The following is an 18125-nucleotide window of genomic DNA, read 5'->3' on the forward strand; positions in this document are numbered from 1 at the left end:
GAGGTGAGCGACGCGGCAGCTACCCGCGGCCGATCAGACCGCCGAGGCGGCGGTGCCGATCCCGAGCGCCGCCAGGACGCCCGCCGAAACCTGCTCCAGCCGCTCACGCACCGCGGGCCGCCGCAGCATCGCCACGGCCCGGGAGGCGAGCAGTGCGACCAGCACCATTTCCACCGCGGCGATGGCGGATTCGATGGCGCCGAGCGCGAGGGTGTTGACGAAGGTGACCTCGGACAGGAACTGCGGCAGCACGGCCAGATAGAACAGCCCGACCTTCGGGTTGAACAGGCACGAGATCACCCCGGCGGCAAATGCCGAGCGAACCGAGGCCGGTGCGGCCGGCCTCCCCTGCGCCGCGGTCGGCTCCGCGTCCGCCGCCGCGGCTTCCCGCCGCTGCTTGCGCAGGTCGATCAGGGCCCGAATACCCAAGTACAGCAGGTACATTCCGCCGATCACCTTGAGGGCGCGGTAGGCCGTGGCGGACTGTTCCAGCAGCGCGGCCACGCCCGCCGCGACCACCAGCGCCCAGACGATCCCGCCCAGCGCCGAACCCAGGGCGGCGGCGATACCCGGGCGGGCATCGGCGAGCGAGTAACGCAGGACCAGGAAGGTGTCCGGGCCCGGGGTGAGCGACAGCAGGATGCACAGGCCCACGAAGCTGAGCAGCAGGGAGATCGTCACCCCTCCATGGGACCGCATCCCGCCATCAATTGCAACCTTATTCTTTTTTCTGCATATCCATGCAGCGACGCGGTGGCGAAACAGGGTGGTTGACAGCGCGCCGCCGCGTCTGCCACTCTCGGTTCAGGTCATGAGTACCAGCGCTAAGCCCCGGCTAGCTGGTCGGCAACCCTCCTCCGCGGCGGGGTGCTCCGGGTGACGACCCGGCCGTTCGCCAAACCTGGCGCGGCAAGCGCGGACTCGACAGATCTCTCGATTGCGGGTCCCCGAACCGACGGGATTTACGTGACGACTGCTGTGGCCACCCAGACCTGCGCCCCGCTCGCCCGGGTCTCCGGCGACGATCTGCAGGTACCGCTCGTCCAAGGCGGCACCACCACCTACGCCAACTTCGACTACGCGGCCAGCGCCCCGGCATTGGCCCAGGTCACCGACCGGGTGCAGGCGCTGCTGCCGTTCTACGCCAGCGTGCACCGCGGCGCGGGGTACGCCTCGCGCATCTCCACCGAGTGCTACGAGGCCGCACGCGGTTCGGTGTCCCGGTTCCTCGACGCGGCCGACGACCAAGTCGTGGTGTTCACCCGCAACACCACCGACTCGCTGAACCTGCTCGCCTCCTGCGTCCCCGGCGACACCGTGGTGCTCGACATCGAGCACCACGCCAACTTCCTGCCCTGGACCAGGCACGGCCGTCGCGTCGTGCGCGCCGCCGGCACCCTCGAGGAGACCATCCGGCTGCTGGTCGCCGAGCTGTGCAGCAAGCCCGCCGCGCTGCTCGCCGTCACCGGCGCCTCCAACGTCACCGGCGAGGTGCTCCCGCTGGAGCGGCTCGCCCAGATCGCGCACCAGTGCGGCGCCCGCATCCTCGTCGACGCCGCCCAGCTCGCGCCGCACCGCCGAATCAGCCTGCGCGACACCGGCATCGACTACCTGGCGTTCTCCGGCCACAAGCTCTACGCGCCGTTCGGCGCGGGCGTGCTGGTCGGCCGCCGGGATTGGCTCGATCAGGCGGAGCCCTACCTGGCCGGCGGCGGCGCGGTCCGCGAAGTCGGCACCACCGGCGCGCAGTGGGCGGCCGCGCCGCAGCGGCACGAGGCCGGCTCCCCCAATGTCCTCGGCGCGGCGGCGCTCGCCGCGGCGTGTGACGCCCTGTGTCAGATCGACCCCGGCACCTTGATCGACCACGAACGCACCCTCGCCACCCGGCTGTGTGACGGGCTCGACGCGATCCCCGGCGTCACCCGGCTGCGGCTGTGGACCGACAGCCCCGACATCGTCGGCATCGTCGCCTTCACCCTGGACGGCTTCGCCCCCGGCGAGGTTGCCGCCTACCTCTCCGCCGAACACGGCATCGGCGTGCGCGACGGCCGCTTCTGCGCGCACCCGCTGCTCGCCCGCCTCGGTCTCGACGGCGCGCTGCGCGCCAGCGTCGGCCTCGGCACCTCGGCCGCCGACGTCGATCGGCTCGTCCGGGCCCTCGCCGACCTCGTCACGAACGGCCCGGCCTGGCAGTACGCGAAGACCGACGGCCTGTGGAATCCGGCTCCCGAGACCCGCCCCTTCGCCGCCGACGCGAACGTCGGCGCGGCGCCCTGCACGATCTGAAACGCGAACCCGTCGCCGCCCGGCGCCGCGCGAACGGCCCGGGTCTACGCTGTGCGGCGATGGGTACGCCGCAGACGAGACACAGCTATGCGGGGCAGTCGGTCCCGGAGCGCCGGGCCGAGCGCCGGGCGCTGTTCATCGAGGCGGCCCTGACCGTGTTCGCGACCAAGTCGTACGCGAAAAGCTCGGTGACCGAGATCTGTTCGACGGCCGGGCTGTCGCGCCGGCAGTTCTACGAGGAGTACTCGAGTCGGGAAGAACTGCTCGTCGCCGCCTACGACGCCGCCCAGCGCGCCGCGCGGGACGCCGTCACCGCGGCGCTGGCCGAGACCACCGGGGGCACGGCCCGGGAACTGGTCACCGTGGGTTTGACCGCCTACCTCCAGGCGATGGTCAGCGACCTGCGCCGGGCCAAGGTCGCCTACGTGGAGATCGTCGGCGTCAGCGACCAGGTGGAACAGCACCGCCTCGAGGTCCGCGACGAATGGGCGCGCACCATCGAGGCCATCGCCGCCACCGTGCCCGATGTCCGCGCCCCGGAGTGCGGCTGGCCCACGGCGATGGCGGGCTTCATCGGCGCGCTCAACGGCGCGGCCCACCACTGGTGCATGGACGAGCGGCGGCCGCCGGTGCGCGCGCTCGTCGACATGCTCGCGACTCTGCTGTTCGCCCTGCTGATACCCGTTACCGACGGGTAATTGCGATCCCGGTCACGTCTGTGCCATAGTGACGCACACCATTGAGACGCTAGTGTCTCAATGCGGAACGAGAATGTGGGTCGACGATGACCAGGTGGAAATCACACACGCTGCGACGCACCGCGGCGTTGGTCGTGGGTGTGTTCGCGGTACTCGCCGGAACCAGCACGGCCGTGGCCGAACCCGAACCGGCCGCACCCGCGCAGCCCGCCATCCAGGGCGCGCCGACCATCCCGCTGCCGCCGGAGTTCGACACCGGCTTCTACAACCCGCCCGCCGACGTGGTCGCGAACACCGCCCCCGGCGGACTGATCGCGATCCGGCAGATCAACGTGGCCAACCTCGGGATCATCCCGCTCAACGTGGACGCCTGGCTGGTCTCCTACCGCTCGAACAACACCGCCGATCAGCCCATCGCGGCCGTCGCCACCCTGCTCAAGCCGCGCGGCGTCGCCCCGGAACCGCGCAAACTGCTGTCGGTGCAGATCGCCGAGGACTCCCTGGCCAACTACTGCGCGCCGTCCTACGCCGTGCAGCTGGGCTCCGTCGCCACCTTCGCCGGGCAGGTCGTCGCGCCCGCGGAGTTCGTCTTCGCGCAGGCGGCGCTGCAACAGGGCTGGGCCGTGGTGCTGCCCGACCACCAGGGCCCGAACTCCGCCTACGCCGCCGGGCCACTGGCCGGGCGGATCACCCTCGACGGCATTCGCGCCGCCACCACCTTCGAACCGCTGGGCGTCGGCCCGACCGCGCCGGTCGGCCTGTACGGCTACTCCGGCGGCGCCCTGGCCACCCAGCACGCCGCCGAACTGAAGCAGAGTTACGCCCCGGAACTGAACGTCGTCGCCTCGGCCACCGGCGGCAACGGTCCCGACCTGGGCGCCGCGCTGGAGATGGCGAGCAACCAGGCCACCGCCGCGCTGGTCCTGGCCGCGGTGATCGGATTGACCCGCGAATACCCGTATTTCGCCGAGTACATCGATCGCAATATCGACCCGCTCGGCCGCGCGCTGATGATCGCCAAGGGCCCGCTGTGTGTGCAGTACCAGTCCATGCTGCTGCCCTTCGTGAATCTGAAAGGGCTGCTGTGGAGTTCGGCCGGTGATCCGATGCAGGCGCCGGCGGTCCAGCGCGTCATCGAGGAGACCCGGCTCGGCAAGACGGTGCCGGACATGCCGATGTTCGTCTGGCATTCGCGCTGGGACGAGATCCTGCCGCTCGGCGCGGCCAACACCATGGTCGACGCCTACTGCGCCGACCCCCGCGCCCAGGTGCAGTACACCCGCGACTGGGCCAGCGAGCACATCGTCGCCGAGGTCAGCGGCGGACCCGCCGCCCTGCTCTGGCTGCGCGACCGGCTCAACGGCGTTCCGGCGCAACCGGGTTGCAGCACCAGCGATGTCACCTCGATGGCCGCGGCGCCCGGCGTCCTGCCCTACGCCGGCTCGGTGCTCGGCGAAACCGTGATGTCGTTCTTCGGCAAGCCGATCGGCGCCTGATCGGACCGACGAAGGCGGGGCAGGCAAGCGCCTGCCCCGCCTTCGTCGTTTCCGCCTGGCTGGTCGGCCCCGGAACGCGAGCCGACGGCTGGGACCCCCTTCTTCCCAGCCGTCCGCGATGGCGACCGCATGACCCACGACGCTGTAGGTCGATGCGACGCAAATCCATGAAACAAGGGGTGCGGGCCGCCCAGCAAGATCAACCACTACCCCAGCCGTGGGGTACCTCCGGGGCAACTACCCTGGCTCGGGGACACGAACCTAGGAAGTGATCGGGTGTACGGCGAGATCTACGGAGACGGTGAACCACTCGCCCCGCCGACGCTGGGTGAATACGTGCGAATGCGGCGCAGGGCAGCGGGTTTGACGCAGGAGGGCCTGGCGAAGCTCGCCCACACGCACAAGGGCTACATCGCGAAGATCGAACAGGGCGACCGCGCCGCCGCCGGTGAAACGGTGGTGACCGGCCTCGGCAGCGCGCTCGACCTGGGCGTGCACGAAATGCTGCACCTGCGACTCCTGGCGGGCCACCCGCAGCCCGGACGCCCGATGACCACCGATGACGTGGCCGTGCTGCTGTCGGCCCTGGACCCGCACCCGGCCGCGATCGTGCGGGCCTGGCGGGTCACGGCGTCCAACGCGGCCTTTCGCGACGCCTGGCCCGGCTTGGCGACAGCGCCGAGCATGCTGAACTGGATGTACGAGGACGCCCGCGCCGATCTCGTCACCCCGGATTGGGAAACCGAGGCGGTGATTCTGACCGGCCTGTTCCGCCACTCCGCCGCCCTGCCCGAGCACAAGGACGCGGTCGAAGCGATCCTGGAATCGTTGCGCGCCAACGCCCTTTTCCATCGGCACTGGACCGGCGAGCAGGTCTACGCGTGGCGACCGGACCCTCGCCAGCGCGTCTTCGATCCGCGCACCGAGACCACGCGAACGCTGGTCATGCAGTTCTATCCGCTGCTGGTGCCGCCGGACGTGCTGGCGGCACTCGTCGTCGGTTTGCCGGATCGCGCGCCGGACGACGGCGTCCGGTTCCACGACCCCGCCGGATCAGGCGGGTAGTTCGTCCAGGAACTTGCGGATCAGCGGATCGGTCAGCTCGGGATGGGTGTAGGTGCACATGTGCGTGACACCGTCGGCGACGATCGTCTCCAACTGGGTCGGCCCGCCCAACTGCTGTTGCAGCGTGGACATCACGTCGTTGGTCAGCACCTGATCGCCGATGCCGCGCATGAGCAGCGCCGGCACGGTGATCCCGGGGACCAGGTCCTCGATGCTCTTGCGATCGATCAGGCACCGCACCGCCAGCCGCCACCGCGTCCGGTCACCGGCGACCCACTCGCGCAGCCACGGCTCCCGGTGCCGCTCCCGGTCGCCGCCGATCTGCGCCGCCGCGATCGGCGGGCACAGCGACTCCAGCGGAACCGTCCCCTCCACCCACTGCCCCATCAGGATGTTCTCGAATCCGGCCCGCTGCGCCGGACCATAGGCGGCGGCCGTCGTCCCGATCAGAATCAGGCCGCGCACCCGCGATTTCCGTTGCAGCGCCATATTCATCGCCACCCAGCCACCCTGCAGAATTCCCCCGGCGACCACCGTCTGCACGCCCAGGTGATCGAGCACCGCCCAGTGATCCTGCGCCAGCCGCGCGCTGTTGAACGGAATGCCCGGGTCCCTCGTCTGCCCGTGCCCGCGCGCGTCGACGGTGACGACGCGATAGTCCGGCGCCAGCGACTCCACCTGCGGCGCCCACATCCCGGAGTGCGTGAACACCCCGTGCATCAGCAACACCGCCGGCCGGTCCCCACCGGTGTCCTCGTAGTAGATCTCCGCGCCATCATCGGTGGTCACAAACGGCATTACGCCCCTCCGCGGTCCAGTCTGGGCAGCGATCGCGACCCCCGCCGACCATAACAGGAACGCGTTACAGTTTCCGTTCTAGCAAGGCCGGTCCGATCGGCGCAGCCAGTCGCGCGCGAGTTCACGGTCCGCGAGAGTGAGCGGGTGCCCGCCGGGCAGGACCCGATGCGTCACATTCGCCCCGGCCAGCCGGAGCCGTTCGGCCAGCCGCGCCCCGTGACCAGGCGCTCGGCGGTCATCGTCCACGGCGTCGGCGATCAGGACCGGTATGCCGTCCACGCGGCCCGGCGGATCCGTGGCGAACGGCGACAGCGGCCGGAACAGGATCGCGCCGGCCAATAGACCGGGACGACTCAGCAGCAACGCCGCCGCCATGATCGCGCCATTGGAGAAGCCGATCGCGAGCGGGCGTTCGAGACCGTATCCGGCACAGGCGTTTTCGATGAAATCGGCCAGCACGGGCACCCGGGCCGAAAGATCCGCCTCGTCCACCCGGCGATCCGGCAACCGGCGGAAGAACCCGTAACCGCCCGGCATGGCGACCGCACCGCGCAGGCCGAGCAGCGGGGAACCCGGCGCCACGTCCTCGGCCAGCGGCAGCAGATCGGATTCCGAACCGTCGGAGCCATGCAGCAGAACCAGCGGCGCTCGGTCGGCGGCGGTGCCGCCGCGGAAAAGGTGAGCGTGGGCCGGCTGCCGCATGGCATCCCTCCGTCATGAATCGCGGGTTCAGGCGTCGAGGGCGGCGCTGATCTTCCCGGCCATGGCCACGACCGCCGGACCGGCCGCCTTCTTCCCCTGCGTCGCGGCCTCGACCGCCACCAGCACGGTGCCGCGGAAATTCTCGGCCTCACCCGGGTACTGCGCCAGCACACCCATCGCGGCGCTCAGCGCCGGAAGCACCTGATCGGCCAGCTCGGCCACAGTCTTCCCCGGCAGCCGAATATCCCTCGACTTCGCCGACAGCACATGCCCGACCAGACCGGTCGCCGAGGTCAGCGCGATCGACCCCTGGGTCATTCCCTTGTGCGGTGCACCGGCCGCGGCCAGCAGCGACACCGCACCGTAAGCGGCGGTCCGCACAACGCTCTTGTCCTGGTCGGTGAGGGTAACGGTGATCGACATGATGTTCTCCTTGGTGGTGTCCAGGGCCTCGTGGCCCCGGTCGTTTTCTTCGATGCACCTACTTTCACCGCACCGGCTGACGCCGAGCTGACACCCGGCTGACACCACCCCTGACAACCCCACACAAAGCAAAAAAGGTGAGGATCGCGAACGATCCTCACCTTTTCTTGGGAGCCGCCTGGGGGAATCGAACCCCCGACCTTTTCATTACGAGTGATCCACGAACCGTCCGGTCCGTCCGGCTGGTATCTGTACGTCCAGTTCAGAGGCATTTTCCGTATCGTCGCGTATCCAGGCGTCCAGCTCGTATCGTCCTGTCTTGGCAAGTTCTCGGCAAGATGGCAACCGACGAAATCCATATCGCTACCTGCGGATTCGGTCAGCACGATCACACCCCTTCACGCCGGACACCGACCACCGTATCGACATCCACCAGCCGGGGATTTCGATCTGCTCGGCCCCCAGGTGGGCCAGAGGTTTGGCGAACCCTCGACATTCGCATCCGAACTGTGTTCCATATGAGGACTAAGGCCATCGTGCGCTGCGGGAGAGCCGAGGCGCTTGTCTGTTCCGGTCCTGAGCCCCTGGGAGGAAGCTCGACATGGAGATCGACATCAGCTGCCCGAACTGCGGGCGATCCGACTGGGTCCAAAGCGTTCCCGCGGTCCGGGCTTCGGGCGTTCAGACGGTGACCGGTGTGGACTACTTCACCGGCGTCGCCGTCGCGCCGTCGGGGCTCGTTCCCGCGTTCGGCACCGCCACCGTGGAGCGCACCGCCGTGTCGAATCTCGCGCGTTCCCTTCCCTTAGCACCGTATATTCCGGCCTCGGGGAAGCTCATCGCATTGGGGACGTTTCTGGCGATCCCTGGTGTGGTGGCGGTTGTTACGGCCACCGCGATGCTGGTGAACCCACCCGACTCCAATGTTCTATCGACCCTGCTCGCTGGATTGCTCATGATCGCGCTTATGTCTTGGCCGGCAGCCCTAGCGTTCACCCCGGTCGTCATTCGGGTGCGACGCAAGCGGCGTGTTGCGCGCGGGCGCCGTGCGGCCTCTGCGGTGTGGCAGGCAGGGCAGTACTGCCACGGCTGCGGTCAGTGCTTCTGGCCGTTCTCGCCAGCACCGCATATTCCTGTGCGCCAATCCATGCCGCCCCGACAGTTCACGTGGCTGGTGTGGAGTGTCGGCGGCTACGCCAACCTGATGACCTGGTGACCGTGACCGGATGGGTTCAGCGCGTCTGATCCGATCCGTCGTCCGCTAGCCGCGCGACGGGCGGCTCGTTGCCGGTGCTCGACGCTTCGGGTTGCGCTTCCGTGTTGGTCTCACTCGATCCCTGGCTGGTCCTATTCAGCTTGTCTCTGGTCCTTGCGGGCCGGGTGGATTCAGCATCGACTGCGGCGATGAGCTGGCGTGTCTGCTTGACCGTGATTTCCAGTAGCTCCGCGGTCTCTTCGTCGCTGTGTCCGTGCGCCCGGATAGCCGCCGCCGCTGCCGCTTGCTGCTGGTGGTGCTCGGCGATAGCAGTCTGCGCCCGGGCTTTGGCGTCCAGAATCTGCTGTTGCAGGTCGGCGATTTCGCTGTCACAACTCTGCTCGATCCGGATGATCGCCTGCCAGGCCACGATGAATTCCTTCACTGCCGCCCCTACGAGGCGTTCGCGATCGCGTTGTGCCGCACGCCGATCGCGAAGCCGATCCCGTGATCGTTGCAGCCTCTCGACCACCTCGGGCGGACGAGAACCGCCGCCACGCCTCGGTTTATCTGTGCTGTCCATGCCGCTTCCTTACCGGCAGACCCGCACGTCGATCCCACGCCCGAGGATACCGGGCCTCTCCATGTCCACTCGAATCCGGAGCCGCACCATGTCCTACGAGCCCATCAACGACCGCCCCTTCGCGATCCGCGGAGTTCGCGCCGCCACCGGCGATCCGCGATTCGGGCCACCTATAGACCTCAGCGATCTGACTGCCTTCCACCTGACCGATCCGCCGCCACGGTGTCCGGTCTCTCGGTCGCGTCTCGACCAAGGACGCGCAGGATCCTCGCTCCTCATTGCCGCGCCAAGCGGTGCTCGCCGCGGAAAGGCTGGAGTTGGACGAGGAATACGCCGTCTATTTCTGGGACGTCGAGTCGAGAAAGCATCAACGCCGGGCCTGCCTCTGCCGAACCGGATTCCGTGGAGGTCACCATCGTCGTGGTGTCGGCCAGAGCTGGAGGATCTGCGGACCGCCGAGAACGTCCAGCGGGCCGCCTTGCGTGCGGCGGTGGCGGCCCTGGCCCGGAGCCCGGCGAGAGCAGGCGATATCGCTGAGGCGACGGGGCGTCGGTCAACAGATAAAGGCGCTGCTCACAGAGATTTCAGCGCCGTGAACCGCCACAAATTGGTGGACGCCCCGTCGACGCGGCGTGAGCCGCCTGGAGCTTGTGCCCTGGCTGAAGCCGGTCCTCCGCTCGCAGCCACCGTCGATGGCCCAGCGTCCACGCCTCTCAGATATCCATCCCTAACCAGGCAGGAGCTCCCATGATGCCCGACGAGCCCATGCAGGACCGGCCGTTCACGCCACAGCCAGGCGATGTCCTGATGGTGTTCCGCCTCGAACCCGGTAGTACCGCCTCGCCTCTCGCCGCCCAGGACGCGATCCTGGCTGCGTTGCGCCAGACCGGTGTGCTGTCGAGCTCCGCCACAGACAACAACTCCGACACCAGAGAGATCGCCGAATTCACCGATCGGGCGCGACTGCGTGTCCCTGTCGTGGCTCGGCTTGGCCGAAGCGGGTGGGCCTGATGGCTTCCTCGACCAGCGACAACCCGGCCGAAGGTGTTGAGCAGCACGTTCTGTGTGGATGTGGTTGCAAGCGCCTCACCCGCGGCGAGTTCTGTCGAGGCCACGACCTGCGAGCGCTGCGAAACCTCGTCAGCGCCATGTTCGCAGGCTCGCCGCTGCGGCTGATCGCCTACGTCCACGCCATGGCCGCCGAGCACGGAATCCCCCATCCCGTCACCGGCGAACTCCAGCCCTGGCCGCGCCGGCTGATCGACACCCTCCCCGACCTCGACCTCTGAGCCACCGCGCCCACTCACCGTTCACCGTAGAAAGGCGACTCATGCCTGTCAGAACGTCCGTACCGGTACCGGAATCGGTGCGAAAGATCCTGGCCGGAGCACAAATCCGAGGCAACCACCTTGTGCTTCCCGACCAGCTCACCCCCGGCGACTACCGCCAGGTCAACAAGGTCCTCGAGACCATGGGCGGAAAATGGAACCGCCGCGAGCGAGCCCACATCTTCCCCGATGACCCTGCCGCGACCATCGCCGCGGCGGTGGCAGACGGTCAGATCCCCAACGCGAACAGCAAGATCGTGGACGCGTACTTCGCAACGCCGGCCCCACTGGCCACCCAACTGGTCACCGACGAACACTCCGGCATCGCCACACTCCACGCTGGTGCTCATGTCCTCGAACCTTCGGCAGGTGATGGCGTGTTCGTGCGCGCGATCCTGGAAGCGAATCCTGACGTGCATGTGACTGCGGTCGAACCCGATCCCGAACGTGCCGCCGCGATCGGCACCGATCCGCGGGTGACGGTCGTGGTCTCCACCTTCGAACAGTTCGCCTCGACCGCACCCCGCCAGTTCGCGGCTGTGGTGATGAACCCGCCGTTCGCGTTGCCCGGCCAGCCGACCGTGTGGATCGATCACCTGCACATCGCATGGCGCCTGTTAGGCGAGGGCGGGCGACTGCTGGCGATCGCACCGGGCGGCTACACCTTCCGCAGCGATCGCCGCCACCAAGCGGTACGTGCTCTCATCACCGGCCACGGCGGCCACACCGACCTGCCCTCCGGCACGTTCAGCTCGGCCGGAACACAGGTCAACACCGTGATCCTGCACGCCCGTCGCCCACTGGACAGCGAAGGCAAGTCCGCCGAGGCGTGATGTCTGTTTCCGCCTGGAAGGGTCGTTTCGATGGACGAACATGCGGATGGATTATTCGCTCTCCCAGCGCTTTTCGACGATGAATCGGTGCCGGTGTGCTGGTCTTTCGGATTCGGGGTCGAGAGCACCGCGGCGATCGTGCGCACTGTGTTCGACCCCAGTTTCCGGCCTCCGGAACTGCGCCCGGATCTGTCGAATTTGATCGTCATGTCCGCCCAGACCGGCGACGAATGGGTCAGTACCTGTGACCTCGTCACCGCACACATTTTGCCGCTGTTCGCCGAGCACAGGGTGCGATTTGTCGAGGTCGCCCGCGCCGGCCGGGCGCAGGCCGACGGGATCGTCGTCTTGCAGGATACCCGTGAGCCGGTGCGACTGCACCCGGATCCGGAGGAATACGGCTTCTACGCCCTGAGCGCCGAACACCGCGTCAACGGGATCCTTCCCACGCTGGGCGGAAATCGTGTCTGCTCCGCCAAAGCTAAAGGGATCCCCCTCGATAGCTGGCGCGCACAGCATTTGGGTCCGCGACCATATTTGCACGCGGTCGGGTTCAACGCCGAGGAGACCTCCCGGGTAGTCCGGGATTCCTCGATCACCATGGGCGGTCAACGCACAGCGATCTATCCCCTGGTCACGGCCGGCTGGTCGCGAGCGCACTGTCAGGGCTACCTGTACGGGTTGTTCGGTTTGTGGTGGCCAAAATCGTTGTGCCGTCAGTGTTGTTTCGTGTCGGTGCCGAGCTGGCCCGAGCAGCTCGCCCGCTTCCACGCCAACCCTGCCGAGGCGTTCAAGCATGTGGTCGACGAGTACGTCACCCTCGCGCTCAACCCAAAATCGGGTCTGTTCGGGCCCGGGAAATCGTTGACCGATCGACTACGCCGTGGTGGCGCCGATCAGGTACTGGCCTTGGTCGACGCCGAGCTGGAGCGCTGTGAGTGGGCGGTGTATCGGGTGCGGCGCTGCTACAGCCGACCCGCCACCGCTTGGCGCGCGGTGGAGACCGTGCACCGCGGCCACCGCGCGGAGACGGCGCTCTACCTCCAGCTGCTCGCCGAGCACCTTCGCCTGCCCCTGCACCACGACGGCACACATACCCGCGTGTGGCTGACCGAGGCGTCCACGACCTACCCGCGCCTGGAGGCGTTCTTCACCGCCGCGCCCGCGGTGGTGAGCGACAAACGCAGGCCCGGGTTCGACACCCGCTGGCACGGCCACGCCGATCACCGCCTGCACGCCCTCGAGGACTCCGCCTGCGAGTTCCAGTTCTGCGCCCAACGCGCCGCCTGACCGCCCGGCCTCACCTGTGAAGGCGTCGCCTCTGCGGAAGGTCGCGATGACGCACACCTCCTCTGACCCGACCTTGAAAGGCAGCGATGTCCACCGAAAATCGTATCGACGAGGCGACGGTCACCGTGCTGTCCGCCCGCTCCTACAACAAGATCGCCCAAGTCTTGGCTGCCGGCCCCAACGGTATTCTCTTGCCTCCGCCGGGCTCGAGCGGGACAGTCACCGCGATGCTCGCCGCCCGCGCCGAGCTGCACCGTGGCCCGATGACAACGGTGAGCAGGACGTTGCGGCAAGCGATGCTGGCCTGGCTGGGCGGGACGGCGTTGGTCACCATCTCCCGTGATCCCGGCGGCGGGGACGACTACCTGCTCGAAGCCGCAGTGGCGCAGCTGTACTCGGCCCTGTCGGGCGCGGTCACCGCACACGACATGCAGACCCGTTACTGAGCGGTGATCAGCGTGACGAGCACGACCCGGGTGGCCGTGCGGGCGGTGACCTCCGGGGTCGTCGGGCTCAACAGCGCCCACACCGAGGCATGGAAGATCGTGCCGATTCCCACCGACTGTCTCGGCGACTTCGATGCCGAGGCGCACGAGATCATCGGAATCCAGGGGATCGGATTCGTGGGGGCGGTCATCGTCGTCGACGATGGTGTGGCGGGTTTCGCGGCCGGTTGCTCGACCTGGTCGGGCTATTGGGACGACGACCTCGACCTGCCCAGCGAGCGCGATCACGCCGCCCTCGAGCATCGGGACTGCGAGCACACGCTCTTCGGCACGACCCCGACCGAAGGCTGGACCCGCGAGACCGATCCCGGAGTCTTGAGAGGTCTCGGCGCGGTCGCGGCCTGGTCCTTGCGGACTGGGCCGTGCGCTCCCGGCGAGTACTGCGGGCTGGTCGCCCAGAATGCGGGAGTACCCACTGGTTTCGTCTTCAGTGTCTACGCCGACGAGCTGGGGCCGCTGTGCGAGCGGCTACCCGCCGCTTCGCGGTCCGCGGCGATGACCGCAGCCGTCGTGCTGCTCGTCGGCGCCATCTCCCAGAGGTAGCCCTCGGGTCGTCGCGGCCGTGCCCTTACACCTCTCCGCGCTGCGGATCGAACCTGCTCGACACCCGCAGCGCCTGGCCTATCAGGAGATTATTTGTGCCTCACCCACCTGAATGCGATGGCGACATCTACTACTGCCGCTGTGGGTTCGGTCCCACCGGGATCGAGGATCTCGCACCCCACACCCGTAAAGCCCACCACGCATGTTACGACCCGCCACGCCCGTTCGTGATCATCAACATCCTCGCGGTCACCATGGCCCGCGAGGTCTACAAGGAGTTCGCGGGCCTGACGGCTTCCGGATGCCTGGTCATCGACCGTGACGACGAACTGACCGCGCTCACGCCCTGCTGCGCGGCGTTCGTGACCTACTGCGACACAAGCCTGTGCTGCAAAAGCTGTTACGGCGAAGCCGATAACGAGCATCTGCTGCCCGCCCAGGTCGCGGTGCCGGCCCCGCTGATCAACACCGTTATCCCTGGACGCCCTCGACGACGCAAGAAGAATAAGAAGAAGGGTTCGTGAGCGTGGACAACTTGACCACCAGATACCGTGCCGAGATCGCGCTGCTGTCGCGCTACGCCATCAACACCGCCGAGATCGGCTCCACCGGCGGCGCCTGCAAGGCGATCTGGGCCCAGTTGCCCAACGGCCTCAGAGTCGCGGCCTCCAACGGCGAGATGGAACGCGAGGACTACCAGTACTGGAACCTCGGAATCTTCCACGACCACGGCGGCCAACTCGCCTACATCACCGCCGACACCCTCGACGAGCAAATCGCCATCGCCGCCGCCCTCACACCGGCGCAAGTCGAAGCCCTGCTCAACGGCACCACTGCCATCGAAGCTCTACCCAGCAATCTCATCGTGCTCTGAGCCTCGATCCAGCCACTCAGGCGGCCACAATCCACCGCGGCAACCCGCCCAGCAATTTCTTCGACCCCTCACGGTCGACTACCCCACCCCAGCTCGACGCCGCTCCCTGGATCAGACCCCGGGTGCGGCGTCGCCGTCGTTTCTCGGAAGGTGTTCAGCGATGGCTCGTGCTCTGCGCATCGCCAGCCGCGGTGAGTTGATCACTGCGATCCCCCCGTTGCTCGGATTCGTCCCGCATCGCTCACTAGTGGCCGTCGTGCTGCGCAAAGCCGAACCTCCTGGCCCCAGCCCGATCATCGCCTCGGTCGCGCGTTTCGATCTGGACCCACCAGCCGGCGGCCCCGCGACGGCCGAACCGATCGCGGCTGTCCTGGCACGGATGTGCGCCGCTGAACAGGCCGCAGCCGTCTTGGCCGTCGCCGTCGATGACCGCGCGGTCGAGCCGCCCTCGACTCCAAACGAATTCAACGCACGAGCAGCCGAGCTGATCGGCGAACTCGACAAACGTTTGGCTCCCCATGAAGTGCTACTCGCCGGTGCCTGGGCGGTCTCGACGATCGAAGCCGGCGTGCACTGGTGGCCCCTGCTGGATCGACCCGGCGAGGGTGTCCTCCCCGATCCGGGCGAGTCGGTCATCGCGTTCGCCCATGTGCTCGACGGCCGCCCGATCCACGCCTCGCGCACCAACCTGTCTGCCATCTTGGCACCCGACCCGAGTTTGGCCGCCCAGGTGGCAGCCTGTCTGGCCGAGACCACCGAGCGCGCCCGGCAGCGGTGCGAGCGGGCTGTGCGCCACGGCGAACTCGACGCCTACCACCGCACGTTGCTCGAACAGGTGCTGTGGCAAGTCGCCCACACCGCGGCCGGTGAGGTGGCGCCACCGGCGGCGATCGCGGAACTGGTTGCGGCGCTGCGGGTGCCGATAGTGCGTGGTGCGCTCTTCGCGCTGGCCTACACCGAGCACGCCGCAGCCGCGGAACAACTGTGGGTCCGCACAGTGCAGGGGCTGCCCGGCCCGGAACGTGCTGATGCGGCGACGCTGCTGGGTTTCGGGGCGTATGTGCGCGGCGCCGGCACCTTCGCCGGGATGGCCTTGGACGCCGCGCTGGCCGCCGATCCACGGCAGAACATGGCCTCGATGCTGGAATTCGCGCTGCGATCGGGAATGCGGACCGGCGCACTACGCCGGATAGGCAGCGCCGGGCACGCGATGGCCGCCGACCTCGGTATCGATCTCGGCCTACTGCGGTCGTGAGCGACCCAGGATTCACCTCCACGCCGACCATCGCCTCGCCCAGGTCGGCTTCCTGAGTTCATCCCCAACGGTCCACAGCGCCCCTGTCGAGGGCGCAACCCAGCCCAATCCCACCTGACCACAACCTCATCCGCATCGACGCCGCATTCCGACTTCTGTCCCAGGTGCGGCGTCTTCGCATTCCCGGAAGGTGTTCTGTCATGCCGTATCTGGCGGTCATTCCCCCGTGCACGCGGTGTCGTCGTCGGCACAACGCGGGCTGGGATCGACATCGGGTCGACGACACGCCAGAGGCCACGGTGTGTACCGGATGTCTGGCGATGCTCGCCCTGTGCGGCCGATGCGACAGCAGGTTGCTCGACCCGCCTGAGCTGGCCGACGACTACTTGTTGTGCCGCAGGTGTAGCGCGGATTGGACACCGTGCGTGTCGTGCTCTCGGTTGACCGGAACCTCTGTGCGTACCGCGGCCGGGGACCGGGTGTGTAATGGTTGCGCCGCAGCGTTTTTCGACAGCTGCGCGCGCTGCCGCCGCTTCAGTGCCACCACCCGCTATGTCTCCGGCGGATACCGTGTCTGCCCGGCCTGCGAATCCCACTACAGCCCGTGCCGCGTGTGTGCGACGCTCGTCCCCGTCGGTGAGGACTGTGATCCGTGCGAGAACCCCGGCCGGGTCTGGTCCTACTCCTACAAGCCCGATCCCCGGTTCCACGGCGAGGGACCGCTGCATTTGGGCCTGGAACTCGAGGTCATCGTCCCGGATTGGCGCTACTCCGCGTGCGTGACCGAAGCCACCGAGGCCCTCGGCAGCCTCGGCTATCTCAAGCAGGACTCTTCGATCCAGCCGTGCGGTTTCGAGATCGTCACCCACCCGATGAGCTGGCAGCACGCGATCGACCATTTCCCGTGGCCGCTGCTCGACCAGCTCGCTGGACTGGGCTGCCGCACCGATGAGAGCGTGGGCCTGCACGTGCACGCCAGCCGCGCGGGATTCGACAACCCGGCGCATGTGTATCGGTGGTTGAAGCTGCTGTACCGCAACGAATCCCAGCTCACCACCCTGGCCCGGCGGCGCACCCATTACGCGGCGTTCGACCCCTTCGCCCGCGCCCGCGCCCGTCACACCGCCAAAGGCCCTCAGCACGCGCTCGGGCTGGACCGCTATCAGGCGATCAACCCCTACCCGCGCGCCACCTTGGAGCTGCGGGTGTTCGCGTCCTCGCTGTCGGCCCAAAGCGTGCAGGCCGCGCTGGCGTTCACCGCGGCCTCGATCGACTACACCCGTTCGCTGCGTTCGGCCGACATCCGCGAAGGCGCGTGGGAGTGGCACCGATTCACCGCCTGGGTCACCCGGCACCCGGACTACCAGCCCTTGACCGCCGAGCTCGAGGACCTGCGATGTGCTTGCTGACCTACCTGCCTGCCGGGATCGCCCCCGACCTCACCGCCCTGGTCCGCGGGGCGGTGAGCAATCCGCACGGGCACGGCTACGCCGTCGTCGCCGGCGACCGGGTCCTGGTCGGCCACGGCCTGGACGCGGAGCGGGTGATCGCCGAGTTCGAAGCAGTGCGCGCCCGTTTCCCCGACGGGCCCGCGCTGTTCCATTCTCGCTACGCCACCAAAGGCGCGATCGACCTCGGCAACTGTCACCCCTTCCACCTCGGCGGTGACGGACGAACCGTGCTGGCGCACAACGGAACACTGCCCAAACGAGTCCACCCACGCGCCTACGACCAGCGCTCGGACACCCGCATCGCCGCCGAGGACTACCTCCCGAGTAGGCCGTTCGGGTCCATCGACACCCGCCGCGGTGCTCGCGGGCTGACCTCCTGGCTGGGGTCGAGCAAGCTGGTGATCCTTACCGTCGAGCCCGCCTACCGCCACCGCGGCTACATCTTCAACGAGCAGGCCGGAATCTGGCACGAGGGGATCTGGTACTCCAACACCGGCTACCGCCCGCAGGCGCAACCCGCCCGCTGGGAGCGCCTGATCTGCGGGGGTTGTTTCCACTTCGCCCGTGACCGTATCGGCCGCTACTGCCCGCTCTGCGGCTGGTGCTTCCACTGCGAAATCCGTTTTCTCGAATGCAGCTGCTGGACAGCGCGATTCAGCGACACCGACCGCAGCGCCCACCCGCTCACGCTGGGCAAAGCCTCACCAGCACAGCCTTGGCCGCGCTCAAGCGCGACCAGCCGCTGACTGCAGTCCTCCCCGCGAACCCCGCACAGGTCTCACCCGACCGGTGCGGGGTT

21 protein-coding genes, 1 tRNA gene and 1 riboswitch are annotated in these 18125 nt (G+C 68.1%); of the genes, 16 read left to right on the forward strand and 6 right to left on the reverse strand.

What is annotated here, in order from left to right; all coding sequences use genetic code 11:
- Positions 1 to 33: 33 nt before the first annotated feature.
- On the reverse strand, positions 34 to 681 hold the full coding sequence (locus AB0I43_RS28045; protein WP_356974637.1) for a LysE family translocator: 648 nt from the start codon (positions 679 to 681) through the stop codon (positions 34 to 36).
- A 126-nt stretch (positions 682 to 807) separates the two neighbouring features.
- Positions 808 to 922, forward strand: a riboswitch (SAM riboswitch).
- Between the two features lie 44 nt (positions 923 to 966).
- On the opposite strand from AB0I43_RS28045, the gene AB0I43_RS28050 reads away from it, so the two are divergent.
- The 4 genes from AB0I43_RS28050 (at position 967) to AB0I43_RS28065 (ending at position 5545) form a co-directional block, all read left to right on the forward strand.
- Entirely contained in the window at positions 967 to 2286 is a 1320-nt protein-coding gene (locus AB0I43_RS28050) for an aminotransferase class V-fold PLP-dependent enzyme (RefSeq protein ID WP_356974635.1), read from the forward strand.
- 59 nt (positions 2287 to 2345) lie between these two features.
- Positions 2346 to 2984 (forward strand): TetR/AcrR family transcriptional regulator, encoded by a 639-nt coding sequence (locus AB0I43_RS28055; protein ID WP_356974633.1) that lies wholly within the window; start codon positions 2346 to 2348, stop codon positions 2982 to 2984.
- Positions 2985 to 3070: 86 nt separating this feature from the next.
- Positions 3071 to 4480 (forward strand): lipase family protein, encoded by a 1410-nt coding sequence (locus tag AB0I43_RS28060; RefSeq protein ID WP_356974631.1) that lies wholly within the window; start codon positions 3071 to 3073, stop codon positions 4478 to 4480.
- Between the two features lie 276 nt (positions 4481 to 4756).
- Complete coding sequence (locus AB0I43_RS28065; RefSeq protein ID WP_356974629.1) at positions 4757 to 5545, forward strand: helix-turn-helix domain-containing protein; 789 nt, start codon at positions 4757 to 4759, stop codon at positions 5543 to 5545.
- On the opposite strand, the gene AB0I43_RS28070 is transcribed toward AB0I43_RS28065, so the two are convergent.
- The 4 genes from AB0I43_RS28070 to AB0I43_RS28085 all read right to left on the reverse strand — a co-directional run bounded on the left by AB0I43_RS28070 (position 5534) and on the right by AB0I43_RS28085 (position 7711).
- On the reverse strand, positions 5534 to 6343 hold the full coding sequence (locus tag AB0I43_RS28070; RefSeq protein ID WP_356974627.1) for an alpha/beta hydrolase: 810 nt from the start codon (positions 6341 to 6343) through the stop codon (positions 5534 to 5536). The genes AB0I43_RS28065 and AB0I43_RS28070 overlap by 12 nt on opposite strands.
- A 78-nt stretch (positions 6344 to 6421) precedes the next feature.
- A complete protein-coding gene (locus AB0I43_RS28075; RefSeq protein WP_356974625.1) occupies positions 6422 to 7045 on the reverse strand; it encodes an alpha/beta hydrolase in 624 nt (207 codons plus the stop codon).
- A gap of 27 nt (positions 7046 to 7072) precedes the next feature.
- The gene (locus AB0I43_RS28080) at positions 7073 to 7468 is read right to left on the reverse strand and encodes a hypothetical protein (protein ID WP_356974623.1); all 396 of its coding nucleotides are present in this window, start codon (positions 7466 to 7468) and stop codon (positions 7073 to 7075) included.
- A gap of 172 nt (positions 7469 to 7640) precedes the next feature.
- Positions 7641 to 7711 (reverse strand) — tRNA-Thr (locus AB0I43_RS28085).
- 358 nt (positions 7712 to 8069) lie between these two features.
- Here AB0I43_RS28085 and AB0I43_RS28090 point away from each other — a divergent pair.
- Complete coding sequence (locus AB0I43_RS28090; RefSeq protein ID WP_357432847.1) at positions 8070 to 8684, forward strand: hypothetical protein; 615 nt, start codon at positions 8070 to 8072, stop codon at positions 8682 to 8684.
- Positions 8685 to 8700: 16 nt separating this feature from the next.
- Here the strand turns inward: AB0I43_RS28090 and AB0I43_RS28095 are convergent, their stop codons facing one another.
- Positions 8701 to 9246: a hypothetical protein gene (locus AB0I43_RS28095; RefSeq protein ID WP_357432848.1), complete on the reverse strand. Its 546-nt coding sequence runs from the start codon at positions 9244 to 9246 to the stop codon at positions 8701 to 8703.
- A gap of 747 nt (positions 9247 to 9993) precedes the next feature.
- Here AB0I43_RS28095 and AB0I43_RS28100 point away from each other — a divergent pair.
- The 11 genes from AB0I43_RS28100 to AB0I43_RS28150 all read left to right on the forward strand — a co-directional run bounded on the left by AB0I43_RS28100 (position 9994) and on the right by AB0I43_RS28150 (position 18072).
- Positions 9994 to 10257 carry a hypothetical protein gene (locus AB0I43_RS28100; RefSeq protein WP_357432849.1) on the forward strand — a complete coding sequence of 88 codons (264 nt, stop codon included), beginning with the start codon at positions 9994 to 9996 and terminating at the stop codon, positions 10255 to 10257.
- A 137-nt stretch (positions 10258 to 10394) separates the two neighbouring features.
- Positions 10395 to 10535: a hypothetical protein gene (locus AB0I43_RS28105; protein ID WP_357432850.1), complete on the forward strand. Its 141-nt coding sequence runs from the start codon at positions 10395 to 10397 to the stop codon at positions 10533 to 10535.
- A 77-nt stretch (positions 10536 to 10612) separates the two neighbouring features.
- Positions 10613 to 11407: a class I SAM-dependent methyltransferase gene (locus AB0I43_RS28110; RefSeq protein WP_357432851.1), complete on the forward strand. Its 795-nt coding sequence runs from the start codon at positions 10613 to 10615 to the stop codon at positions 11405 to 11407.
- Between the two features lie 147 nt (positions 11408 to 11554).
- Complete coding sequence (locus AB0I43_RS28115) at positions 11555 to 12697, forward strand: hypothetical protein (RefSeq protein WP_357432852.1); 1143 nt, start codon at positions 11555 to 11557, stop codon at positions 12695 to 12697.
- Between the two features lie 86 nt (positions 12698 to 12783).
- The gene (locus AB0I43_RS28120) at positions 12784 to 13143 is read left to right on the forward strand and encodes a hypothetical protein (protein WP_357432853.1); all 360 of its coding nucleotides are present in this window, start codon (positions 12784 to 12786) and stop codon (positions 13141 to 13143) included.
- A gap of 12 nt (positions 13144 to 13155) precedes the next feature.
- Positions 13156 to 13746, forward strand: coding sequence for a hypothetical protein (locus AB0I43_RS28125; protein ID WP_357432854.1), 591 nt, complete (start codon positions 13156 to 13158; stop codon positions 13744 to 13746).
- Positions 13747 to 13973: 227 nt separating this feature from the next.
- Positions 13974 to 14270, forward strand: a complete 297-nt coding sequence (locus AB0I43_RS28130; RefSeq protein ID WP_357432855.1) for a hypothetical protein — start codon at positions 13974 to 13976, stop codon at positions 14268 to 14270.
- On the forward strand, positions 14267 to 14620 hold the full coding sequence (locus AB0I43_RS28135) for a hypothetical protein (RefSeq protein WP_357432856.1): 354 nt from the start codon (positions 14267 to 14269) through the stop codon (positions 14618 to 14620). Before AB0I43_RS28130 ends, AB0I43_RS28135 begins: the two co-directional genes overlap by 4 nt.
- A gap of 160 nt (positions 14621 to 14780) precedes the next feature.
- The gene (locus AB0I43_RS28140) at positions 14781 to 15875 is read left to right on the forward strand and encodes a DUF4192 domain-containing protein (protein ID WP_357432857.1); all 1095 of its coding nucleotides are present in this window, start codon (positions 14781 to 14783) and stop codon (positions 15873 to 15875) included.
- Positions 15876 to 16486: 611 nt separating this feature from the next.
- Positions 16487 to 17284: a hypothetical protein gene (locus tag AB0I43_RS28145; RefSeq protein WP_357432858.1), complete on the forward strand. Its 798-nt coding sequence runs from the start codon at positions 16487 to 16489 to the stop codon at positions 17282 to 17284.
- Entirely contained in the window at positions 17272 to 18072 is an 801-nt protein-coding gene (locus tag AB0I43_RS28150) for a class II glutamine amidotransferase (RefSeq protein ID WP_357432859.1), read from the forward strand. The genes AB0I43_RS28145 and AB0I43_RS28150 overlap by 13 nt, the downstream gene beginning before the upstream one ends.
- Positions 18073 to 18125: the final 53 nt, after the last annotated feature.

This window comes from Nocardia sp. NPDC050435 (assembly GCF_040655395.1).
Classification (GTDB): domain Bacteria; phylum Actinomycetota; class Actinomycetes; order Mycobacteriales; family Mycobacteriaceae; genus Nocardia.

Excerpts from the sequence above, each read along its gene's own strand:
- AB0I43_RS28075 (WP_356974625.1), bottom strand. The coding sequence starts at position 7,045 with ATGCGGCAGCCGGCCCACGCTCACCTTTTCCGCGGCGGCACCGCCGCC.
- AB0I43_RS28070 (WP_356974627.1), bottom strand. The coding sequence starts at position 6,343 with ATGCCGTTTGTGACCACCGATGATGGCGCGGAGATCTACTACGAGGAC.
- AB0I43_RS28080 (WP_356974623.1), bottom strand. The coding sequence starts at position 7,468 with ATGTCGATCACCGTTACCCTCACCGACCAGGACAAGAGCGTTGTGCGG.
- AB0I43_RS28150 (WP_357432859.1), top strand. The coding sequence starts at position 17,272 with ATGTGCTTGCTGACCTACCTGCCTGCCGGGATCGCCCCCGACCTCACC.
- AB0I43_RS28055 (WP_356974633.1), top strand. The coding sequence starts at position 2,346 with ATGGGTACGCCGCAGACGAGACACAGCTATGCGGGGCAGTCGGTCCCG.
- AB0I43_RS28140 (WP_357432857.1), top strand. The coding sequence starts at position 14,781 with ATGGCTCGTGCTCTGCGCATCGCCAGCCGCGGTGAGTTGATCACTGCG.
- AB0I43_RS28090 (WP_357432847.1), top strand. The coding sequence starts at position 8,070 with ATGGAGATCGACATCAGCTGCCCGAACTGCGGGCGATCCGACTGGGTC.
- AB0I43_RS28095 (WP_357432848.1), bottom strand. The coding sequence starts at position 9,246 with ATGGACAGCACAGATAAACCGAGGCGTGGCGGCGGTTCTCGTCCGCCC.
- AB0I43_RS28060 (WP_356974631.1), top strand. The coding sequence starts at position 3,071 with ATGACCAGGTGGAAATCACACACGCTGCGACGCACCGCGGCGTTGGTC.
- AB0I43_RS28120 (WP_357432853.1), top strand. The coding sequence starts at position 12,784 with ATGTCCACCGAAAATCGTATCGACGAGGCGACGGTCACCGTGCTGTCC.
- AB0I43_RS28105 (WP_357432850.1), top strand. The coding sequence starts at position 10,395 with ATGTTCGCAGGCTCGCCGCTGCGGCTGATCGCCTACGTCCACGCCATG.
- AB0I43_RS28100 (WP_357432849.1), top strand. The coding sequence starts at position 9,994 with ATGATGCCCGACGAGCCCATGCAGGACCGGCCGTTCACGCCACAGCCA.